The following is a 17,317-nucleotide window of genomic DNA, read 5'->3' on the forward strand; positions in this document are numbered from 1 at the left end:
CCTATTTAACGTAAAAATCAAGCATTTTCTGATCCTGCAAATAGCCTTCGAGCCTGTCGCCGACATTTACCCTGCCAACGCCTGCCGGGGTGCCGGTAAATATCAGATCGCCTTTTTTTAGGGTGATGTATTTTGATACAAAGGCGATGAGGCTTTCAAAAGAGAATAGCAGATCCTTGGTATTGCCGTTCTGACGGGTTTCTCCGTTGATATCCAGCCTTAAATTCAGATCATAAAGATCGGTAAACTGCGTTTTCGGCATAAAGTTGCTGATAGGGGCAGAGCCGTCAAATGCTTTGGCTAATTCCCATGGAAGGCCTTTTTCTTTATGGCGGTTTTGGATATCACGAGCGGTGAAATCAATACCAAGACCTATTTCATCGTAATAGTTGGAGGCGAATTTCTCGCTGATATGTTTACCTTCCTTACTGATCTTGAGCACAAGCTCTATTTCGTGGTGTATATCTGTCGAAAAATCAGGATGGTAGAATGGTTTGTTATCTTTTAGTAATGCTGAATCTGGTTTCATGAAGATAACCGGGGCGGTAGGCACCGGGTTATTTAATTCCTTAGCATGTTCAGCATAGTTGCGGCCAATTGCAATTATTTTCATGGCGGTAAAATTAGGAAAATTAGTTGATTGGGTTGATTGGGAGAGTGGTTGATTGAGTTATTTTACTCATGTATATATTATTTTTCGCGCTCCGTTTGACTCACCCTGTCTGCGCTGCGCTGGACATCCCTCTCTACGCTAAAGCGTAAAGAGGGAGTTATAAAAATCTTCTTTACCCTCTTTGCGGCTTGCCGCAGAGAGGGTGGTCGAGCGAAGTAACGACCGGGTGAGTCGGCGGAGCGCGTCGAAGTTCCGCGTTAGTGATAGGAGCGGATACCGGCCCGCGCGTAAAGCCTGCAGGCGTATGAGCGGATAGCACGGGCCGGAGGCAACGCGCTCCACCAAGCTACACCGACTACTCTGATATCCAACGGATTCGATATAAACCAGTAACAATGTGGTTACCACTTGTTTTCGGGCTGAATTGAGAATACATTTATCGAATGAGAAAACCTTTGCTTGTTCTTATGTTGCTGTCGTTCGTAATAACGGCAAAGGCACAACAGAACAATAAACCTACCGACAGTGCAGCCAGACAATCCCAAAACACGAACCAGGAAACTGTACCTGAGCCACCGGGAGGAATTGGTGTGTTTATGAAGTATATGATAAAGTATACTAATCACCAGTATAACAGCTCCGAAACGGGTAAGGTAACTTTAAGTTTTGTTGTTGAAAAAGATGGCAGCTTAACAGAACCCAAAATAGTACACTCACTTAATACGGAGGCTGATGGTATAGCTATCCAGGTTTTAAAAGATCATAACCAAAAGTGGAAACCGGCAATGCAAAACGGCCAGCCTGTAAGGGCGCTATATACAATTTCGGTACCATTTGGAAAAAATTAGCGATACAGTAATATAAGTTCCCAGATGTGGGTGTCACCCTGAGCGCTAGTCGAAGGGTGAGCGCAGAGGCCTTTGCCCGCATACTTCGACTAGCGCTCGGTATGACACCCTTTTAATCTTCCGAGCAGCCTTGTGGAGCCGACTGATAAACTCTTTCGCGCTCCGTGGACTCACCCCGACTTCGTTACACTCGTCGACCCTCTCTTGGCTGTGCGCAAAGAGGGTTGGGATATTTATATCAATAATATGTAATGAACTTGGAAATTGCTCCCCCTTAATGGGGCTGGGGGGCTACAGTACGCTGATTCTTTTGATCACCGATTCAGGGCCGGCAACTATGCGTACAAAATAAAAACCGCGGGTTAGCTTGTTGCTGATGGAGTAGGAAACCTTTTGTTCGCCAAGGTCGACCCTTTGCTGTAAAACGGTTAAGATATCATTACCCAAAATATCCATTATTTTAATGGTGACATTGGAATTGCGTGATAGTGAGTATTTTAAATTAAGCTGATTGTCGGTTACCGGGTTTGGGAATATTTCCACATCTGTCAGTAATTTATCATCGGCCTTGGGGATGTTAATTTTAACATAGGAGGTAAGGCCGGGTTTTAAAGGTGGCAGTGAAAATGGCAACCCGTTTTTAAGGTATGAGTTTTTTGACTTGGCCTTTTTCATGTGCATATAAATGGTGTCTTTTCTGAAACTACCACCATAGGCAAAACCGAAGTTCATGCAAATTGCAGCAGCAATAAGTATGTTACATGAAAATCTGTTCGTAAAAAATCGCCTCATCCTTATAAGTAAATGTTTTGCAAAAATATAAATAAAGCAATCATCAATTCAAATACTGACGATTTAATAATTTTTTTTAACAATTTTTAACATTGTCGGTTCAAGCAGCAGCTTTATTTGTTTTTTATACGTTTATTCGCCCAAAAAAGATGTTACCGGTAAATTTTAATATTTTTGTACTAAATATAAAAAGTGTCGAGTCATAAAGATCTGCAAAAGCTAACAGTTCCGGGGCTGCTGATAAGCCTGGGAATCATCTACGGCGATATAGGTACTTCGCCTTTATACGTATTTAAAGCAATTGTTGGCAGTAGATACCCGATTTCTGAACTGGTTGTTTTAGGCGGTGTATCACTCATTATCTGGACACTTACACTACAAACCACACTAAAATATGTAGTTATAACCCTCCAGGCCGATAATAAGGGCGAGGGTGGAATCTTCTCACTTTTCTCATTGGTTCGCCGTAAGGCAAAATGGCTCATATTACCCGCTGTTATAGGTGGCTGTGCATTGTTGGCCGATGGTATTATTACACCGCCAATTTCCATAGCATCAGCTATTGAAGGGCTAAAACCTCTTTATCCTAATATACCTACCGTAAGTATAGTAATAGCTATTATAGGAGCGCTCTTCTTTATTCAGCAGTTTGGTACATCGCTGGTTGGTAAAGCTTTTGGGCCCATTATGTTCATATGGTTTACCATGATGGGGGTATTAGGAGTTTCATTCATAGTGCAAATGCCATCAATAATTAAGGCTTTAAACCCTTATTATGGTATTAAGTTATTAATTACAGACCCGCACGCCTTCATTATTTTAGGAGCTGTTTTCCTGTGTACAACAGGGGCGGAGGCATTATATTCCGATCTTGGCCACTGCGGGCGAAGTAACATACGCGTAAGTTGGATCTATGTTAAAACTTGTTTGATACTAAATTATCTTGGGCAGGCGGTATGGTTGCTACAACACGAAGGCAAAGTAATGGATATGGATAAGCTGAATCCGTTTTATGCGCTAATGCCAGGCTGGTTCCTGATATTTGGTATTGGCATAGCTACTGTGGCGGCTATTATTGCCAGCCAGGCATTAATATCAGGTTCGTTTACGCTGATAGCTGAAGCTGTTCGTTTAAACTTATGGCCCAAAGTGCGTATCAATTATCCATCCGAACAAAAAGGGCAGTTATACGTGCCAAGTGTGAACTGGTTATTATGCGCGGGGTGTATAGGTGTGGTGTTATTATTCCGCAACTCCGATAGCATGACCGCCGCTTACGGCTTAAGTATTACCGTAGCCATGCTCATGACCACTATACTGGTATCCAAGTTCCTTAAAAAGAAGAAAGTGCCGGATTATATTATTTACATCTTTCTGGCGGTTTACCTCACTATTGAAACTACTTTCCTGGCCAGTAACCTGGTTAAGTTTATACATGGTGGCTGGTTTACGCTTACTATAGGCACCTTCCTGTTCTCGGTAATGTGGACATGGCATACCGCGCGTAAGATCAGGAACAGGTATGTTAAATTTATTGAGATTGACGATTATTTCAGCATCCTGAAAGAGTTGAGCGATGATGAGAGCGTTCCCAAATATGCCTCGCAGCTGGTTTATCTTACCAGTGCTAATTTTGATTCGGAGATCGAATCAAAGATCATTTACTCCATACTGCAAAAGCAGCCTAAACGTGCCGATGTTTACTGGCTGGTACACGTTGATGTGGTTGATGAACCTTATAAACGGGAGTATGAAGTTGACTTTTTAGTGCCTAATAAAGTGATCAGGATCGACTTTAAACTCGGGTTCCGGATTGAGCAGCAAATAAACCTGTTGTTCAGGAAAGTGGTTGAAGAATTGGTAAAAAATGGTGAAGTTGATATCACCAGTAAATACACTTCGCTCAACAAACATAAAATTGTAGGTGATTTTAGGTTTGTGGTGATTGAGAAAGTACTTTCACGCTCGCATAACCTGTCGTTTTATGAAAGCTTTGTTATGGGCTATTACCTGTACCTGAAAAAAGTAAGCTTATCAGAAGAGCGCGGTTTTGGCCTCGACCTGAGTTTTGTTACTGTTGAAAAAGTACCACTAATGCTGGCAGCGCCTGAAACTGTTGAACTCTCACGTACTAAATAAGTAAGATTTTATAATTATATCTGTAATTTATGATGCCATTCCGGATATTTACATCAATATTAAATTAGTGTTAATAAAGTTCAGTTTTTCTACAGATTTTGCGCGGACATTAGTATATTATTCAAATTAGTACAGTATATTAAAACGATAATATACATGCATAAATCAATAATAATCAGCCATTGAGAAAAATAGTATTTGTTTTATTTTGCTTTATTTCATTTGAAGCTAATGCCCAGGTTACGGCAGATACCACAAAGAAGGTTAACCGTTTAGATACCGTAAAAAAAGATCTTTTTACGGCACCTGATACGGTAAAGCGCCTGCATAGTAATCCTTTATCATTTATACCACCTGCTATTGCTATAGCTTATGGCGCGTCGTCATTTTTTATTACCCCGGTACGTCATATTGATTATTATTTAAAAGGCGAAATAGCTAAAACCAACCCCAACTTTAGTACCAAGGCTGAAACTTATTTCCTGTTTACACCAATTGTGATGGTGTATGGGTTAAATTTAATTGGTGTTCAAGGTAAAAATACTTTTATTGACCGTACCGCTTTACTTGGCCTGTCGGGCCTTATAGCAGGCGGAACAGAGGAAATAACCAAGCATGTAAGCCACCGTTTACGGCCAAACGGGCAGGATTACCTGTCGTTCCCTTCGGGCCATACAACCGCCGCGTTTGTTGGCGCCGAGTTTTTAGCGCAGGAATATTCAGAAAAATCGCCAATATACACGGTAATTGGTTATACAGCAGCCGTAACCACCGGTATATTCAGGATGTATAACCGCGACCACTGGTTTAGTGATGTTGTTGCCGGGGCGGGCTTGGGTGTAATATCAACCAAGGCAGCCTATTTTGTATACCCATACCTGCGTAATGCATTAACCCACAAAGGCAAGCACGGTAAAAGTGCCATGATCATGCCTACCTACCAGGATGGAACGGTGGGGTTGTCGTTTGCTGCGGGGTTGTAAGGGCTTAAATTTAATTTTTTCTTAGTTCCCCTCTTGAGAGGGGGCGCGATGAATGTGTAGTGGCAGGGGTGTGTTTCTATGAAATGCAGGCATCACGATTAACACACTCCTGCACCCCTCTCAAGAGGGGAATCGCACAAGGCTACTGCCTTTATTCCTTACTTATACTTTATCTTATAAACCAAAATAGTAGCCGCAAATATCAGCGTAATAGCATTTGCCACAGCTACAGGCAGACTGGGTTCCATTATCCCGTAAATGAGCCATAACAGGGTACCTAGAGTAAACAGGATGTACATGGGTAATGATATGCCCGATGTATCCTTGGTTTGTATGGTTTTAACCGCCTGCGGCAAAAACGAAGCTGTTGTGCCAAAGGCTGCCAGGTAACCTATTATCGCTGTTAAGTTCATTATATGGGTTTTTTGCGTTCGGATGCGTTAAAGAATGCTGCTGATACCAGGTATACAGCTAAAAAGCCTACACAGCCAGCTACAATTACGTCAAGGACCTCTACCAACGTATCATTAGTATGCACGAATATAAATACCCCTGCTATTGCTAACAAAGCGCCTACAAAGGCTATCCATACCGAAGTTTGATGCGTGGCAGATGCTTTGTTGCCCAGCTTGCTGTGGGTATAGCCATAGCTAACATAAATAACCAGGCCAATAACCAGCCAGCCTATAAAACGGATCCAGTTATCGTAACCTAATTGGGTCATTAAGTAAAAACAGCTCAGCAGACCTAATACAGGGATTAAAGAAAGGTTTTTAACAAACGATGCAATGGTTAGCGCCGCCGATAAAATGATGAACAAAAAGAAGGGGAAATTCTCGTGCGCGTTTGCACCGGTGAACAGGTCTATCATCGGTTGCCAGAAGATAATGGCCCCGGCAATGAATACCACCGGCGCTATATACTTGGCATTGATGTAAGGCAAATGAAACCGGCCTTTTGTAGCAGCCTCGCGGGGCAGTAGTAATACTCCGCCGCAAACCAGTACAAAGGCAAATAAGGTACCTATACTGGTTAGGTCTGTTACCACGGTAAGGTTTAAGAATAGTGCAGGTATGGCCACCACAAAGCCGGTTACAATCGTAGCAAACGACGGCGTATGGAACTTAGGGTGTATACGTGAAAATACTTTAGGCAATAAACCATCGCGACTCATGCTCATCCATATACGTGGCTGCCCTAACTGAAATATGAGTAATACACTCGCGGTAGCAATAACAGCGCTAAAGGATATAATGCCGCTTATTTTAGTTAAACCTACTTTAGTAAATACAAACGCTAAAGGATCGCCAACGGCAAGGTCTTTATAGCTTACCATGCCGGTAAGCACCAGGGCTATAAGTATATAAAGTACAGTACAAATAATAAGTGAATAGATCATCCCGCGGGGTAGGTCGCGCTGCGGGTTTTGGCATTCCTCGGCCGTGGTTGATATCGCATCGAAACCTATATAAGCAAAAAACACACCCGATACGCCTTTCATCACCCCGCCAAAGCCGTTAGGCATAAAAGGGTGCCAGTTGGCTGGTGTAACGTAGAAGAAGCCCACGACTATAACACCTATCACAATGGCTATTTTTAAAATAACCATGCCGTTGGTTGCGCGTTTGGTTTCTTTTATACCTACATAAACCAGGTATGTGATAATAACTACGATTAATAAAGCGGGTATATTGGCTATTAGCTTAAAATCACCAATGCCGGGTGCATTATTCCATGCTGCTGCGCCTTCTTTAAGCGCATCGGTAATATCGGCAAGCTTGTGGCTGGCAGTTAGCTGCTGCACCTGCTCATGCGCCTTAAATGCCGAAAAATAGTCCATGGTGAGCCAGGCAGGCACATTGATGCCGAAGCCTATTAGCAAGTTCACAAAATAGGTGCTCCATGATATGGCTACGGCTATGTTGCCTATGGCATATTCCATCAGTAAGTCCCAGCCGATGATCCAGGCGATCAGCTCGCCAAAAGAGGCGTAGGCATAAGTGTAGGCGCTGCCCGCAACCGGTATGCGTGAAGCAAATTCGGCATAACAAAGGGCCGAGAAACCGCAGGTAATAGCGGTGATAACAAACAGTATGGTTACACCGGGGCCGCCATGAAAAGATGCTTCGCCAATAGTTGAAAATATACCCGCGCCAACTACGGCGGCAATGCCCATCAGGGTTAGGTCTTTTACGTTTAATGCTTTGGTAAGATGATTGCCGGAATGTTCACCATCACTGTAACCGCTTGCTACATCGGCTAATATTTTATCAACAGATTTTGTACGAAATATACTTTTAGACATAAATTTAATTAAGAGGCCGTTGACCAAACATAATCATTTTTTTGCAGGGAATAAGTATATGCTTATTTTGCACCATGAATATAAGCATAAAAGATGTATTGTATAAAATAAGGTTCTTCTTTATACCCTTTTTGATTGTTTTATGCGCGTGTTTGGCTATAAAATTAACTTTTAGTCGCGAGGAGATCTACTTCGCGGTTAACAGTCATAATTACCCCTGGGCCGATGCCATTGCGCCATACCTTACAGATTTAGGTAACTTTTGGACGGTTGTAGTTTTAACGCTGATATTATCGCTGTTTAATTATTCGAAAGCTTTTTTATTGGTGCTGATTAACGCTTTAACCGCGCTTACTGCACAGGTTATTAAACATATTTTTGATGCACCACGGCCTACATTATATTTTCAGGATCAGCTGAGCCGTATCCACTTAGTTGCAGGTGTTGATATGCTGAAACTGCATAGTTTCCCATCAGGGCATACAGTTAGCGCATTCACCACTGCGCTATTGTTTACTTACTGGTGTAAAAATAAAATATATGGATTGCCACTGTTACTAATAGCCATGCTGGTTGGTTACTCCAGGATGTACCTGAGCGAGCATTTTTTTGAGGATGTTACTGCGGGATCAGCTATTGGTGTAATAACAACCGTGTTTTTGATTGTTTGGCTGGATAACAAAAAGTTCATCCATTCCGAAAAATGGAACAGGGGACTGTTGAATTTAAAGAAGGCGTAAAAGGTTTTTCTAATTCCCTCCCACGGGAGGGGTGCGGTTGACTGTGCGGTAGCAGGGAGGGGTTTCTACGATATTCAAACTAAACAAACCCCTACCTTCCCTTCCCCGAGGAAGGAATCGCACATCCCTTGCTTTTAAAGGAATTAATTGTTAGAACTAATCCGCAATATGTTCATCATCATTCCGCTTTTTCCTTTTTACCACCATGCTGATGCTCACAACAATAATAATTGTTATACCGGCATAGATCATTATTTGGGATACGCCAAAAAAATCAGGACTTACACTTGCTATCTGGTACTGATCATTCCTTTGCAGGTCGGGTGCGAGTTTTATTGAGCTGAAGTAAGTTTTAGCCTCATCTTTGGTTAATGCGGCTCTCATTTCATCATAATAATATTCAAAGGTGTAGGTTACATCATGGGTATACAATAGCAGGAACCTACGGTATTGTACGCTACCATCGCCATTATCGGTACGCAGATCAAAGCGCAAGCCTTTTAATGTGCCGACTGTAGTATCACGCTTGTTTTGCACAGTACCACCAGATAGCTTTACAATGCCGTTGGCATAATCCTTAAATACATTATTAAGGTCCTTCTCTTTTTTTAATGGGGCAATTGTTTTCGAGTTTGGCTCGCGGATAACCACAATGTATCCAAAGGATGCATTCGCGCTGAAGATGCGCTGGTTTAAAGTGTCCTTAGTAATATATGTGGGCGGTAATGCTACCGAAACCAGGCTATCAATTTTTACCTGTTTAAATGTTTGGCTATAGCTAAATGAAGTAAACAGTATGAGGCTAAGTATTATTAGTATCTTTTTCATAGGTAATATTAACCTATGAAATGGGATTATGTTTTCGTTTTAATAGGAAGGGTGTCATGCTGAGGCAATCGAAGCATGCGGGCAAAGGCCTTTACGCTTACCCTTCGATTGCCTCAGCACGACACCCTTCCATTTTGCTTTATAAAATCTACAATTTATCCATCTCTCCCTTCACAAACTCAGCGAGTTCCTTCACATAACCGGCGCTGAAATCGAACTTAATGCCAGCTGTTTCGTAAATTTCTTTAATGGTTTTGGTGTAGCCTAATTTCAGCGCATCTAAATATTGTTGTAAGCCTTTTTCAGGGTCTTCCTTATAGTTTTTCCATACAGCTATAGCACCTAATTGAGCCATACCGTATTCTATGTAATAAAACGGCACCTCGAAAATATGCAGTTGCTTTTGCCACAGGTTGGCTTCGGCTTCTTTTATATCGCTCCAAACGGCGAAGCCTGCGCCAAACGGCTCATAGATCTGTATCCAGGCGGCACGGCGCTCAGCATCGGTATGGGTTGGATTGGTGTAGATCCAGTGTTGAAACTGGTCCACAACGGCTACCCATGGCAATGTTTTCAATACATCAAAAAGCTGATCGCGTTTGGCGCGTTTCAGGTCTTCCTCATTATCAAAATAGACATTCCAGTTATCCATTGATATCAGCTCCATACTCATTGATGCCAGTTCGGCAACTTCTGATGGGCAATGTTTAAAGTCGTTCAATTCTAGGTCGGCAGTAAGGAAGGTATGCACCGCATGGCCACCTTCGTGTACCATAGTGGTCAGATCGCGGAAGGTATTGGCCGAGTTCATGAAGATGAACGGCGCGCCGGTTTCTGACAGCGGGTAGTTATAACCACCCGGTGCCTTACCTTTGCGGCTCTCTACATCAAACAAGCCGTTATCTTTCATGATCTCCAAACGCTCGCCCAAATAGCTGTTGATATTGGTGAAGCACTGGATTGATTTTTCTATCAGTTCAGCACCGCCGTTAAACGGTTTTAAAGCCGACTTACCCGATACATCAACATCCATATCCCATGGGCGAAGTGCTGACAAATCCAAAGCATTTTTGCGCTTTTCGGCTTGCTCACGCAGTATAGGCACGATCTCTTTCTCTATCGCCTCGTGGAAAGCATAGCAATCCTGCGGTGTATAATCAAAACGGCCCAATGCCTGGAACATATAGTCCCTGAAGTTTTCGAAACCTGCATTCAGCGCCACTTTGTGCCTTAGCTTACGCAGATGATCAAAAAGCTTATCCAAAGTTTCTTTATCCTGCAGGCGGCGGGCAGTTATTTTTTCCCATACTTCCTGTCTTTTAGCGCGGTCGGTGCCTTTTAAAAATACGGAAGCTTGCTCCAAAGTAAATTCCTTATCATCAATATGTACCGACATGGCACCGCTGATGCCCTGGTACTTTTGCTGCTCAACCTGTATCTCGGTTTGGATAGGGATGTTTTCCTCGCGGAATAATTCCAGTGACTTTTTTACCCCACGGAAATAAATGAAGAATTTTTCCGCATCCAGTTTGTCTACCCATTCGCTGGCTACCAGTTTTTTGTTTAGCTCGTTACTATAAGGTGCAATTTTTGGCTCTATCTCAGTAGCGAAATACTGGAATTTTTGCAGCAGTTCTTCGTTATTGGTATCGCAGGTCATGCGGATATAGCGCCATGCGAAATCTTCTTCAATGGCAGCTTCCAGCTCGCTGCGATTTTGCAGCCACAGTTCCAGTTCATGCGCCGAATTGATGGGACGGTCGCAAAGGTCTTTAAAAAGTGGTTCAAGGGCTTCCCATTTCATTTCAAGGTCGGCCGGTATATATTTTCTTGTTTTTTTATGGATCATGGTATTATAGATATGCAAATGTGCGTATGTGCAAATATGCAGATTGTTGGGGAAGTTGGAAAGTGGAGAAGACGGAAAGTCCGAAAGATTTACACTATTATGTACAGATGATTTTTCGGGTACTACAATCCGAATTTCTTCATTCTCCTTGCCCGCCTTTCCTCATCCGGATCAGTTTTAAAGGCCATAGCTGCTATCTGCCTGATGTATGCTACAGGCAGCTCAGCATCTTTGGCTAGTTTTATGATGCGCGCATGGTACCAGTCGTAAGGCAGCAAATGTGTGTTTACGGCGTGGGGCTTGGCGGTAAATACTTCGGCATGGTAAGTAGTTCCGTCGTGGGTTAGGCAGTTTACCGGCTCCAGTTTAAGATCATTGGTAACCGGATCTGGATTAAAAAAGTGATCTCTTTCATTATCGTCAATCTCTATCAAAATCCCCCATACTACAGCAGCAGGTTCAAGCGACTTTACCACATTCGCTTTTGATGATTCGTCGGGCGCTGTAGTGTTAAATATAAAATTATAGGCCGGTAATTTTGCTACTCCTATCTTTTTTGCTGATGGGACAAGTTTAGCAAACTCATCTACATTCATGTTCCCCGCATAAGCAAATAGTATCATAAGCCAATGTTTTATTTTTAACGAACAGATGAGTTGCTATATTGTTGATAATGAACTTGTAAATAGATAAATATCTTGTTCGCTAATGAACAACGGGTGTATCGAATCCGAACAGTTTTTATAGTGATATTTTTATGTAATTTTTTAATTATCAATAGTTTAAAACATGGGTATGCTTTTTGGCTGATGAACTATAAATCACATAGCTATGTTCAAAAATTACCTGCTGGTTGCCTTCCGCAACCTTACCAAAAACAAAGGTTTTTCGTTCATCAACATAGCCGGTTTGGCTATTGGTATGGCGGCCTGTTTGCTCATTATTCAGTATGTTACTTATGAGCTCAGTTTTGATAATTTTCATACCAACAAGGCACGTATTTTTCGCGTAAACCAGGACAGGTACAACAATGGTAAGTTAAGCACGCAATGGACAGCGGGCGCTTTTGCTGTAGGTAATGCCATTAAAGTTTTGCCCGAGATAGAGGATGAGGTGAAAATTGTAGGCTCAGGCGATATCCAGGCCAGTTATAAGGATCAAAAACTGGTGATCCAGCATGTTTACTTTGCGAGTAACTCGTTTTTCAACGTATTTTCTTTCCCCTTGCTTAATGGCGACTCAAAAACTGCTTTAAAAGAGCCCAATACCGTAGTAATATCCGAAGAGATTGCAGATAAACTTTTCCATGGCGAAAACGCAGTTGGGAAAAGTATCATGATAAATAACCAACAGCCTGTTAAGGTTACCGGGGTAATGAAAAAGTGGCCCGAAAATACCCACATGAAATGCGATTACCTGGCATCATACGCCACTTTCTTAAAGATAGTAAACTATCCTATCGATGATCAATGGCTTAACGATGGATGTATCACCTATGTGTTGCTAAGACCGGGTGTGGACCCGAATGTAGTTGATGCCAAGTTCGCGCCAATCGTAAAAAAGGCCTACGATCAATATAAAAACTCTGGTGAAGGAGGAGTTTACCAGCTGATACCTGTGCAGGACATTCACCTAAGTGCCAATCGTATGGGCGAACTGCAGCCCAATACTGATGGCAAGTCGGTTTACCTGTTACTGGGTATAGCTATATTTGTTATCATCATCGCCTGGATAAATTATATAAACCTGGCTACCGCCCGCGCTATTAACAGGGCAAAAGAAGTTGGCGTACGCAAAACATTAGGTTCGGCAAAAGGGCAATTGATATTGCAATTTATGCTGGAAGCTGTGCTACTGAATGTATTATCATTAATACTCGCTTTTATATTGATTGCCTGTTTCCTGCCTGTTTTCAGCAGCATATCGGGTATGCATTTAAGCTTTACTTTGTTTAGCAGTGCGGTGTTTTGGTTAACGGTTGTTGCCATGTTGGTGGTGGGTACTGTGTTTTCGGGCTTTTATCCGGCTATTGTATTATCATCATTCAGGCCGGTTGATGTGATTAAAGGGAAGCTGTCGGCATCATCGGGTGGGGCATTGTTACGCAAGGGTATGGTAGTATTCCAGTTTGCGGCATCTATATTTCTGCTGATCGGTTCGCTTACGGTTTTTAAACAGGTAACCTATATGCAAAAGCAGGACCTGGGCATGCGAATAGACCAGACACTCGTTATAAAACCGCCATTGGTAAGGGTAGATTCCTTTTACCGCAACATGAAGGAGTTTAAAAATGAATGCCTGCAATTGCCTGCCGTAAAAAGTGTAGCGGTATCAACCACAATCCCCGGCGACCCGGTGTATTGGAACGCAGGCGGTATAAAACTAAAGGGTGCTGATGAAAAGGAAGGCAAGCAATACCGCATCATCGGTGTGGATTATGATTTTCTGACCGCCTATAATCTTAAAGTAATTGCCGGCCGTGCATTCGGAAAGGATTTTGGAACGGATACCGGCGCTGTTGTTTTCAGCAAGAAAGGAGTGGAGCAATTAGGCTTTAACAAACCGGAAACAGCTTTAGGCAAGCGAATAGACTTTTGGGGTAAGGTATACACTATTGTTGGTGTGGTTGATAATTTTCACCAGCAATCGCTGCACGATGCTTATGACGCGATCATTTTCCGTTGTATACCTGATGTGCGGGGCGATGTATCGGTTAAGGTAAGTTCAACCAATATCCAGCGTACTATTGAATCCCTGCAAGCCAACTGGAAAACCGCTTTCCCCGGCGATCAGTTTGATTACTTCTTCCTCGATCAGCATTTTAACGAGCAATACAAAGCCGATCAGCACTTTGGGCAGGTATTCGGCATATTTACCTTGATAGCTATTATAGTGGCCTGTCTGGGCTTATTCGGGCTGGTATCCTACACCATTGTACAGCGCACTAAAGAGATCGGCATCCGCAAGGTGCTGGGTGCATCGGTAAATAGCATTTTACAGCTGTTATATAAGGATTTTGCCTTTTTGATAGTGATAGCATTTGTTGTATCCATCCCACTGGCCTGGTATGCCATAAGTAAGTGGCTGCAATCCTACGCGTTCCGCATCGATATAGATATGCTGCTATTTGTGATACCATTCTTAACTGTATTTATTATTGCTTTTGCAACGGTATCGGTGCTGACTGTGAGGGCGGCGTTGACAAATCCGGTTAAAAGTTTGAAAACGGAGTAAAGAGCAAGTTATTATTATAGCGATGGGTTTCAAACCCATCGCTATGTTTCAGTGATTCAAAAGCGATGGCCTTGTGCGATTCCCTCCCCTGGGAGGGGCAGGGAGGGGTTTCTTCGATATGCTATTTGCCATTATGCCACCGGTTTATACAACGTCTGCAATAGCTGTTTAAATCCATCCTGATAAGTGGTCGGTTTAAAATTAAAGGCCTTTTCAAACTTGGCAGAGTTGAAATTATAGTCGTGATTGTACTGATAATACATCTCAACTGTACCTTTTACCAGTGGATCAAACAAACCGAATAATTGCAGCATAAACTTTTTAATGGCAAAGTATTTTGGATCGACACTATAAGTTTCGGCTATCATTTCAATAAACTGCTTACCTGGCAGAGGAGCCGCTGTTGGCATATGCCATATCTGATTATCGCTCTCAGGTTTTTGGCCCAGCAGGTAAACGGCCTTGCCCATATCAGGTATAAAACTAAAATTATGCAGCTTGTTTACATCACCCATCCATTGCGCCCTTTGTTTTTTGGCGAACTTATCGATCACCATCATATCTAAAAAGGAGTTCATGTTTTCGGTGCCATAAAAGTCGGCTCCGCGGGCAATGCTGGCGTTAACGTTGCCGGCTTTAACCTCATCCATTAAAGTGGTAGCTATCTTAGCACGAACCTCACCCTTTGCGCTGCATGGATTATAAGGCGTATCCTCAGTAATTGGTCCGTTAACCAGGCCATACATATAAATGTTATCGAAGAATATTAAACGTGCCCCGGTTGCTTTAGCTGCGTTGATCACATTCTGCATGATCACCGGCCATTGCTGCTGCCAGATGTTTTTATCATAAACCAAACCTGCGGTCAGATAAATTACAGTTGAACCTTTGGTTGCTTCTAATACTTCGTTGTAATTCAACAGATCGGCTTTCTGCCAGGTGATATTTTTGCCTGCCTGTTGTATGGGCTTGCGACTAACCAAACGGATGGTTTGGTTGTTGTTTAATAATTCGTGGGTAAGTGCATTGGCAACTGCCCCGCCGGCTCCTAATATAGTTTGCATTTTCTTTCTGTTTTGATATATCCAAAGGTATGATGGCTTTGTATTTCAAAACGTTAACAAAAGATAAGAAATGGGGGGAGATTTCGGATTTGTGATTTTCGATTTCGGATTTGTGAATATTTAATTCTCAATTGCATTAATCGGGGAGCTAACCAATTAGAAATCCGAAATCATTTTACTGTTTCCATTACCCGCCGCCTGATGCGCGATAGAGAAACCGGGGTAATGCCCAAATAGTGGGCTATATAATGTTGTGGTATGCGCTGTAATACCTCCTTACCTGTACTGAGCAGTTGCAGGTAACGTTCTTCGGGTGTTTGGGTGATGAATGATGTTATGCGGTCATCATAACAACACAGACAGTTTTCGGCTATCAGGCGCCCTAAGCGCTCCATTTTAAAGGCAAGCAATGGGTTATTCAGCATCTGATCCATATCATTGCGGGTAAATGTGATGAGCCTGCAATCATCCAAAGCCTGGATATAAATATGGCCGGGCTGACCTGTAAGATAGCTTTTATAAGAGCTTACAAACTCATTTTCGAAGGTGAAATAGCCGGTAATGTCCTGCCCGTCCTTCATGTGAAAATAACGTACCGAACCCGTAAGTGCAAAGCCAACCTTATCGGAAACCTTTCCTGGTTCAGCAAAATAATGCTTCTTTTTCAGTAGGCTGAATTTCATGTGCTGGGTAAAAACGATCCATTCGGCCTCGTTAAATACCACATACTTCTCTAAGTTCTTCCTGAAAATGGCAAGTGCTGTTGATGTGTCCATAATCAAATTTAGTGAAAATTTTGGTTGAAGATCAGAAGCTTTTATAATTCCCTCCCCTGGGAGGGGTGCGGCTGATGGTGCAGTGGCAGGGAGGGGTTTCTACGCTTTACTTTAAAAGTATACTGGCGAAACCCCTCCCTGCCCCTCCCATGGGGGTAATAATATGCCTCACTACACCAATAAATAGTTGTATATTTAAGTGTGGATTTATACCTTAAAATACTTAAAAAGTTATCAGAAAAGGTATAGGGGGTGAATGTGATATTAAAGGAGATTTTCCGGAAATTGTCGACAAGGAATGGACACAAGAAAACAGCAGAAAGCTGGAAAATCTATCAGATAAAGGATCTAATGATGATGGACTACCTTTTAATTGGTCCTCGTAAGTATTAAAGTATATGAAAAAAATTATCTTATTATTATTGTTTTCATATAGCAACATTTATTCACAAAACTTACCTCCAAAAATATTCAAACTCATTAATAAAGAATCTTATAGCATATGCAAAAAGTTAAATATATCTATAAGGCCTAATATTAATAAAGATTCTACGATTGAAATAGTGGCATATGACGAACGGTATAATAGTACGTTGAATGCTTTTTTTCAAATAGGCATGAATACCGATCAAATAGGAAATGAGTGTGACCCGTCACGGTATTACCTGAAACCAAAAATACTTATAACCCAAATGTGTTATAATGTAATTACTAAAACAATTGATACCAATAATATAGTGTATTATAAGTCAATAAGCATTTTGATACACGAATATGTTCATTATTTACAAGTTTCATGTACAATGGGACGTGATTATTTCTCTCCTGCTGTAATTGATAGTGTTAACATGAATAAATATTTTTCACAAATAGACGAGTTTGAAGCCACGGCTGTCCAATCGTATTATTTTTTAAATAAGTTAGATAAAAAGGCACTTGAACATATAATGACAAAAAAAGTAAGTGATTCCGATAGGTTAAAGCTACTCATCAATTCTTACTATGCGATGGCATATCCTTGGCGCAAGTATCACATATTTTAATAGTGCTATCAGAGTATTTGCAAATAGTTATTTTGAATACTTGCTTGTATTATCCCAGTCAATTTTATATTTATTTTATTAATCTCATTTGAGCACCCAATCA

The 17,317-nt window shown here is 41.8% G+C and carries 15 protein-coding genes; 6 read left to right on the forward strand and 9 right to left on the reverse strand.

The window, feature by feature from the left end; genetic code table 11:
- Position 1 precedes the first annotated feature (1 nt).
- The gene (locus tag BLU33_RS05560; RefSeq protein WP_091370165.1) at positions 2-613 is read right to left on the reverse strand and encodes a fumarylacetoacetate hydrolase family protein; all 612 of its coding nucleotides are present in this window, start codon (positions 611-613) and stop codon (positions 2-4) included.
- Between the two features lie 443 nt (positions 614-1,056).
- Here BLU33_RS05560 and BLU33_RS05565 point away from each other — a divergent pair, with 443 nt between their 5' ends.
- Positions 1,057-1,461 (forward strand): energy transducer TonB, encoded by a 405-nt coding sequence (locus tag BLU33_RS05565; RefSeq protein ID WP_091370167.1) that lies wholly within the window; start codon positions 1,057-1,059, stop codon positions 1,459-1,461.
- A gap of 291 nt (positions 1,462-1,752) precedes the next feature.
- Here the strand turns inward: BLU33_RS05565 and BLU33_RS05570 are convergent, their stop codons facing one another.
- Positions 1,753-2,193, reverse strand: coding sequence for a T9SS type A sorting domain-containing protein (locus BLU33_RS05570; RefSeq protein WP_157682060.1), 441 nt, complete (start codon positions 2,191-2,193; stop codon positions 1,753-1,755).
- 252 nt (positions 2,194-2,445) lie between these two features.
- Between BLU33_RS05570 and BLU33_RS05575 the strand changes: the two genes are divergently transcribed.
- Positions 2,446-4,392: a KUP/HAK/KT family potassium transporter gene (locus BLU33_RS05575; protein WP_091370172.1), complete on the forward strand. Its 1,947-nt coding sequence runs from the start codon at positions 2,446-2,448 to the stop codon at positions 4,390-4,392.
- A 182-nt stretch (positions 4,393-4,574) separates the two neighbouring features.
- The gene (locus BLU33_RS05580; RefSeq protein WP_091370174.1) at positions 4,575-5,375 is read left to right on the forward strand and encodes a phosphatase PAP2 family protein; all 801 of its coding nucleotides are present in this window, start codon (positions 4,575-4,577) and stop codon (positions 5,373-5,375) included.
- Between the two features lie 158 nt (positions 5,376-5,533).
- On the opposite strand, the gene BLU33_RS05585 is transcribed toward BLU33_RS05580, so the two are convergent.
- Together BLU33_RS05585 and BLU33_RS05590 are read right to left on the reverse strand one after the other, a co-directional pair.
- A complete protein-coding gene (locus BLU33_RS05585) occupies positions 5,534-5,788 on the reverse strand; it encodes a SemiSWEET transporter (protein WP_091370176.1) in 255 nt (84 codons plus the stop codon).
- Positions 5,788-7,680, reverse strand: coding sequence for an amino acid permease (locus BLU33_RS05590; RefSeq protein ID WP_091370178.1), 1,893 nt, complete (start codon positions 7,678-7,680; stop codon positions 5,788-5,790). The genes BLU33_RS05585 and BLU33_RS05590 overlap by 1 nt, the downstream gene beginning before the upstream one ends.
- Before the next feature lie 74 nt (positions 7,681-7,754).
- Here BLU33_RS05590 and BLU33_RS05595 point away from each other — a divergent pair, with 74 nt between their 5' ends.
- The gene (locus tag BLU33_RS05595) at positions 7,755-8,420 is read left to right on the forward strand and encodes a phosphatase PAP2 family protein (RefSeq protein ID WP_091370180.1); all 666 of its coding nucleotides are present in this window, start codon (positions 7,755-7,757) and stop codon (positions 8,418-8,420) included.
- A 156-nt stretch (positions 8,421-8,576) separates the two neighbouring features.
- Here the strand turns inward: BLU33_RS05595 and BLU33_RS05600 are convergent, their stop codons facing one another.
- The 3 genes from BLU33_RS05600 to BLU33_RS05610 form a co-directional block, all read right to left on the reverse strand.
- On the reverse strand, positions 8,577-9,248 hold the full coding sequence (locus tag BLU33_RS05600) for a hypothetical protein (RefSeq protein WP_091370182.1): 672 nt from the start codon (positions 9,246-9,248) through the stop codon (positions 8,577-8,579).
- 148 nt (positions 9,249-9,396) lie between these two features.
- The gene (locus tag BLU33_RS05605) at positions 9,397-11,097 is read right to left on the reverse strand and encodes a M3 family oligoendopeptidase (protein WP_091370184.1); all 1,701 of its coding nucleotides are present in this window, start codon (positions 11,095-11,097) and stop codon (positions 9,397-9,399) included.
- A gap of 122 nt (positions 11,098-11,219) precedes the next feature.
- Entirely contained in the window at positions 11,220-11,720 is a 501-nt protein-coding gene (locus tag BLU33_RS05610; protein ID WP_157682061.1) for a gamma-glutamylcyclotransferase family protein, read from the reverse strand.
- 208 nt (positions 11,721-11,928) lie between these two features.
- On the opposite strand from BLU33_RS05610, the gene BLU33_RS05615 reads away from it, so the two are divergent.
- The gene (locus tag BLU33_RS05615; RefSeq protein WP_091370187.1) at positions 11,929-14,331 is read left to right on the forward strand and encodes an ABC transporter permease; all 2,403 of its coding nucleotides are present in this window, start codon (positions 11,929-11,931) and stop codon (positions 14,329-14,331) included.
- 131 nt (positions 14,332-14,462) lie between these two features.
- On the opposite strand, the gene BLU33_RS05620 is transcribed toward BLU33_RS05615, so the two are convergent.
- On the reverse strand, positions 14,463-15,395 hold the full coding sequence (locus BLU33_RS05620) for an NAD-dependent epimerase/dehydratase family protein (RefSeq protein WP_091370189.1): 933 nt from the start codon (positions 15,393-15,395) through the stop codon (positions 14,463-14,465).
- A gap of 170 nt (positions 15,396-15,565) precedes the next feature.
- On the reverse strand, positions 15,566-16,171 hold the full coding sequence (locus BLU33_RS05625) for a Crp/Fnr family transcriptional regulator (protein WP_091370191.1): 606 nt from the start codon (positions 16,169-16,171) through the stop codon (positions 15,566-15,568).
- 398 nt (positions 16,172-16,569) lie between these two features.
- Between BLU33_RS05625 and BLU33_RS05630 the strand changes: the two genes are divergently transcribed.
- Positions 16,570-17,214, forward strand: a complete 645-nt coding sequence (locus BLU33_RS05630) for a hypothetical protein (protein ID WP_091370193.1) — start codon at positions 16,570-16,572, stop codon at positions 17,212-17,214.
- The last annotated feature ends 103 nt before the right edge of the window (positions 17,215-17,317 follow it).

The organism is Mucilaginibacter mallensis, from assembly GCF_900105165.1.
Taxonomy (GTDB): domain Bacteria; phylum Bacteroidota; class Bacteroidia; order Sphingobacteriales; family Sphingobacteriaceae; genus Mucilaginibacter; species Mucilaginibacter mallensis.

What these genes read in the sequence shown, in the direction of transcription:
- BLU33_RS05610 (WP_157682061.1), bottom strand. Translation starts at nt 11,720, where the DNA reads ATGATACTATTTGCTTATGCGGGGAACATGAATGTAGATGAGTTTGCT.
- BLU33_RS05570 (WP_157682060.1), bottom strand. Translation starts at nt 2,193, where the DNA reads ATGAACTTCGGTTTTGCCTATGGTGGTAGTTTCAGAAAAGACACCATT.
- BLU33_RS05595 (WP_091370180.1), top strand. Translation starts at nt 7,755, where the DNA reads ATGAATATAAGCATAAAAGATGTATTGTATAAAATAAGGTTCTTCTTT.
- BLU33_RS05630 (WP_091370193.1), top strand. Translation starts at nt 16,570, where the DNA reads ATGAAAAAAATTATCTTATTATTATTGTTTTCATATAGCAACATTTAT.
- BLU33_RS05625 (WP_091370191.1), bottom strand. Translation starts at nt 16,171, where the DNA reads ATGGACACATCAACAGCACTTGCCATTTTCAGGAAGAACTTAGAGAAG.
- BLU33_RS05600 (WP_091370182.1), bottom strand. Translation starts at nt 9,248, where the DNA reads ATGAAAAAGATACTAATAATACTTAGCCTCATACTGTTTACTTCATTT.
- BLU33_RS05615 (WP_091370187.1), top strand. Translation starts at nt 11,929, where the DNA reads ATGTTCAAAAATTACCTGCTGGTTGCCTTCCGCAACCTTACCAAAAAC.
- BLU33_RS05620 (WP_091370189.1), bottom strand. Translation starts at nt 15,395, where the DNA reads ATGCAAACTATATTAGGAGCCGGCGGGGCAGTTGCCAATGCACTTACC.
- BLU33_RS05605 (WP_091370184.1), bottom strand. Translation starts at nt 11,097, where the DNA reads ATGATCCATAAAAAAACAAGAAAATATATACCGGCCGACCTTGAAATG.
- BLU33_RS05560 (WP_091370165.1), bottom strand. Translation starts at nt 613, where the DNA reads ATGAAAATAATTGCAATTGGCCGCAACTATGCTGAACATGCTAAGGAA.
- BLU33_RS05585 (WP_091370176.1), bottom strand. Translation starts at nt 5,788, where the DNA reads ATGAACTTAACAGCGATAATAGGTTACCTGGCAGCCTTTGGCACAACA.
- BLU33_RS05590 (WP_091370178.1), bottom strand. Translation starts at nt 7,680, where the DNA reads ATGTCTAAAAGTATATTTCGTACAAAATCTGTTGATAAAATATTAGCC.
- BLU33_RS05565 (WP_091370167.1), top strand. Translation starts at nt 1,057, where the DNA reads ATGAGAAAACCTTTGCTTGTTCTTATGTTGCTGTCGTTCGTAATAACG.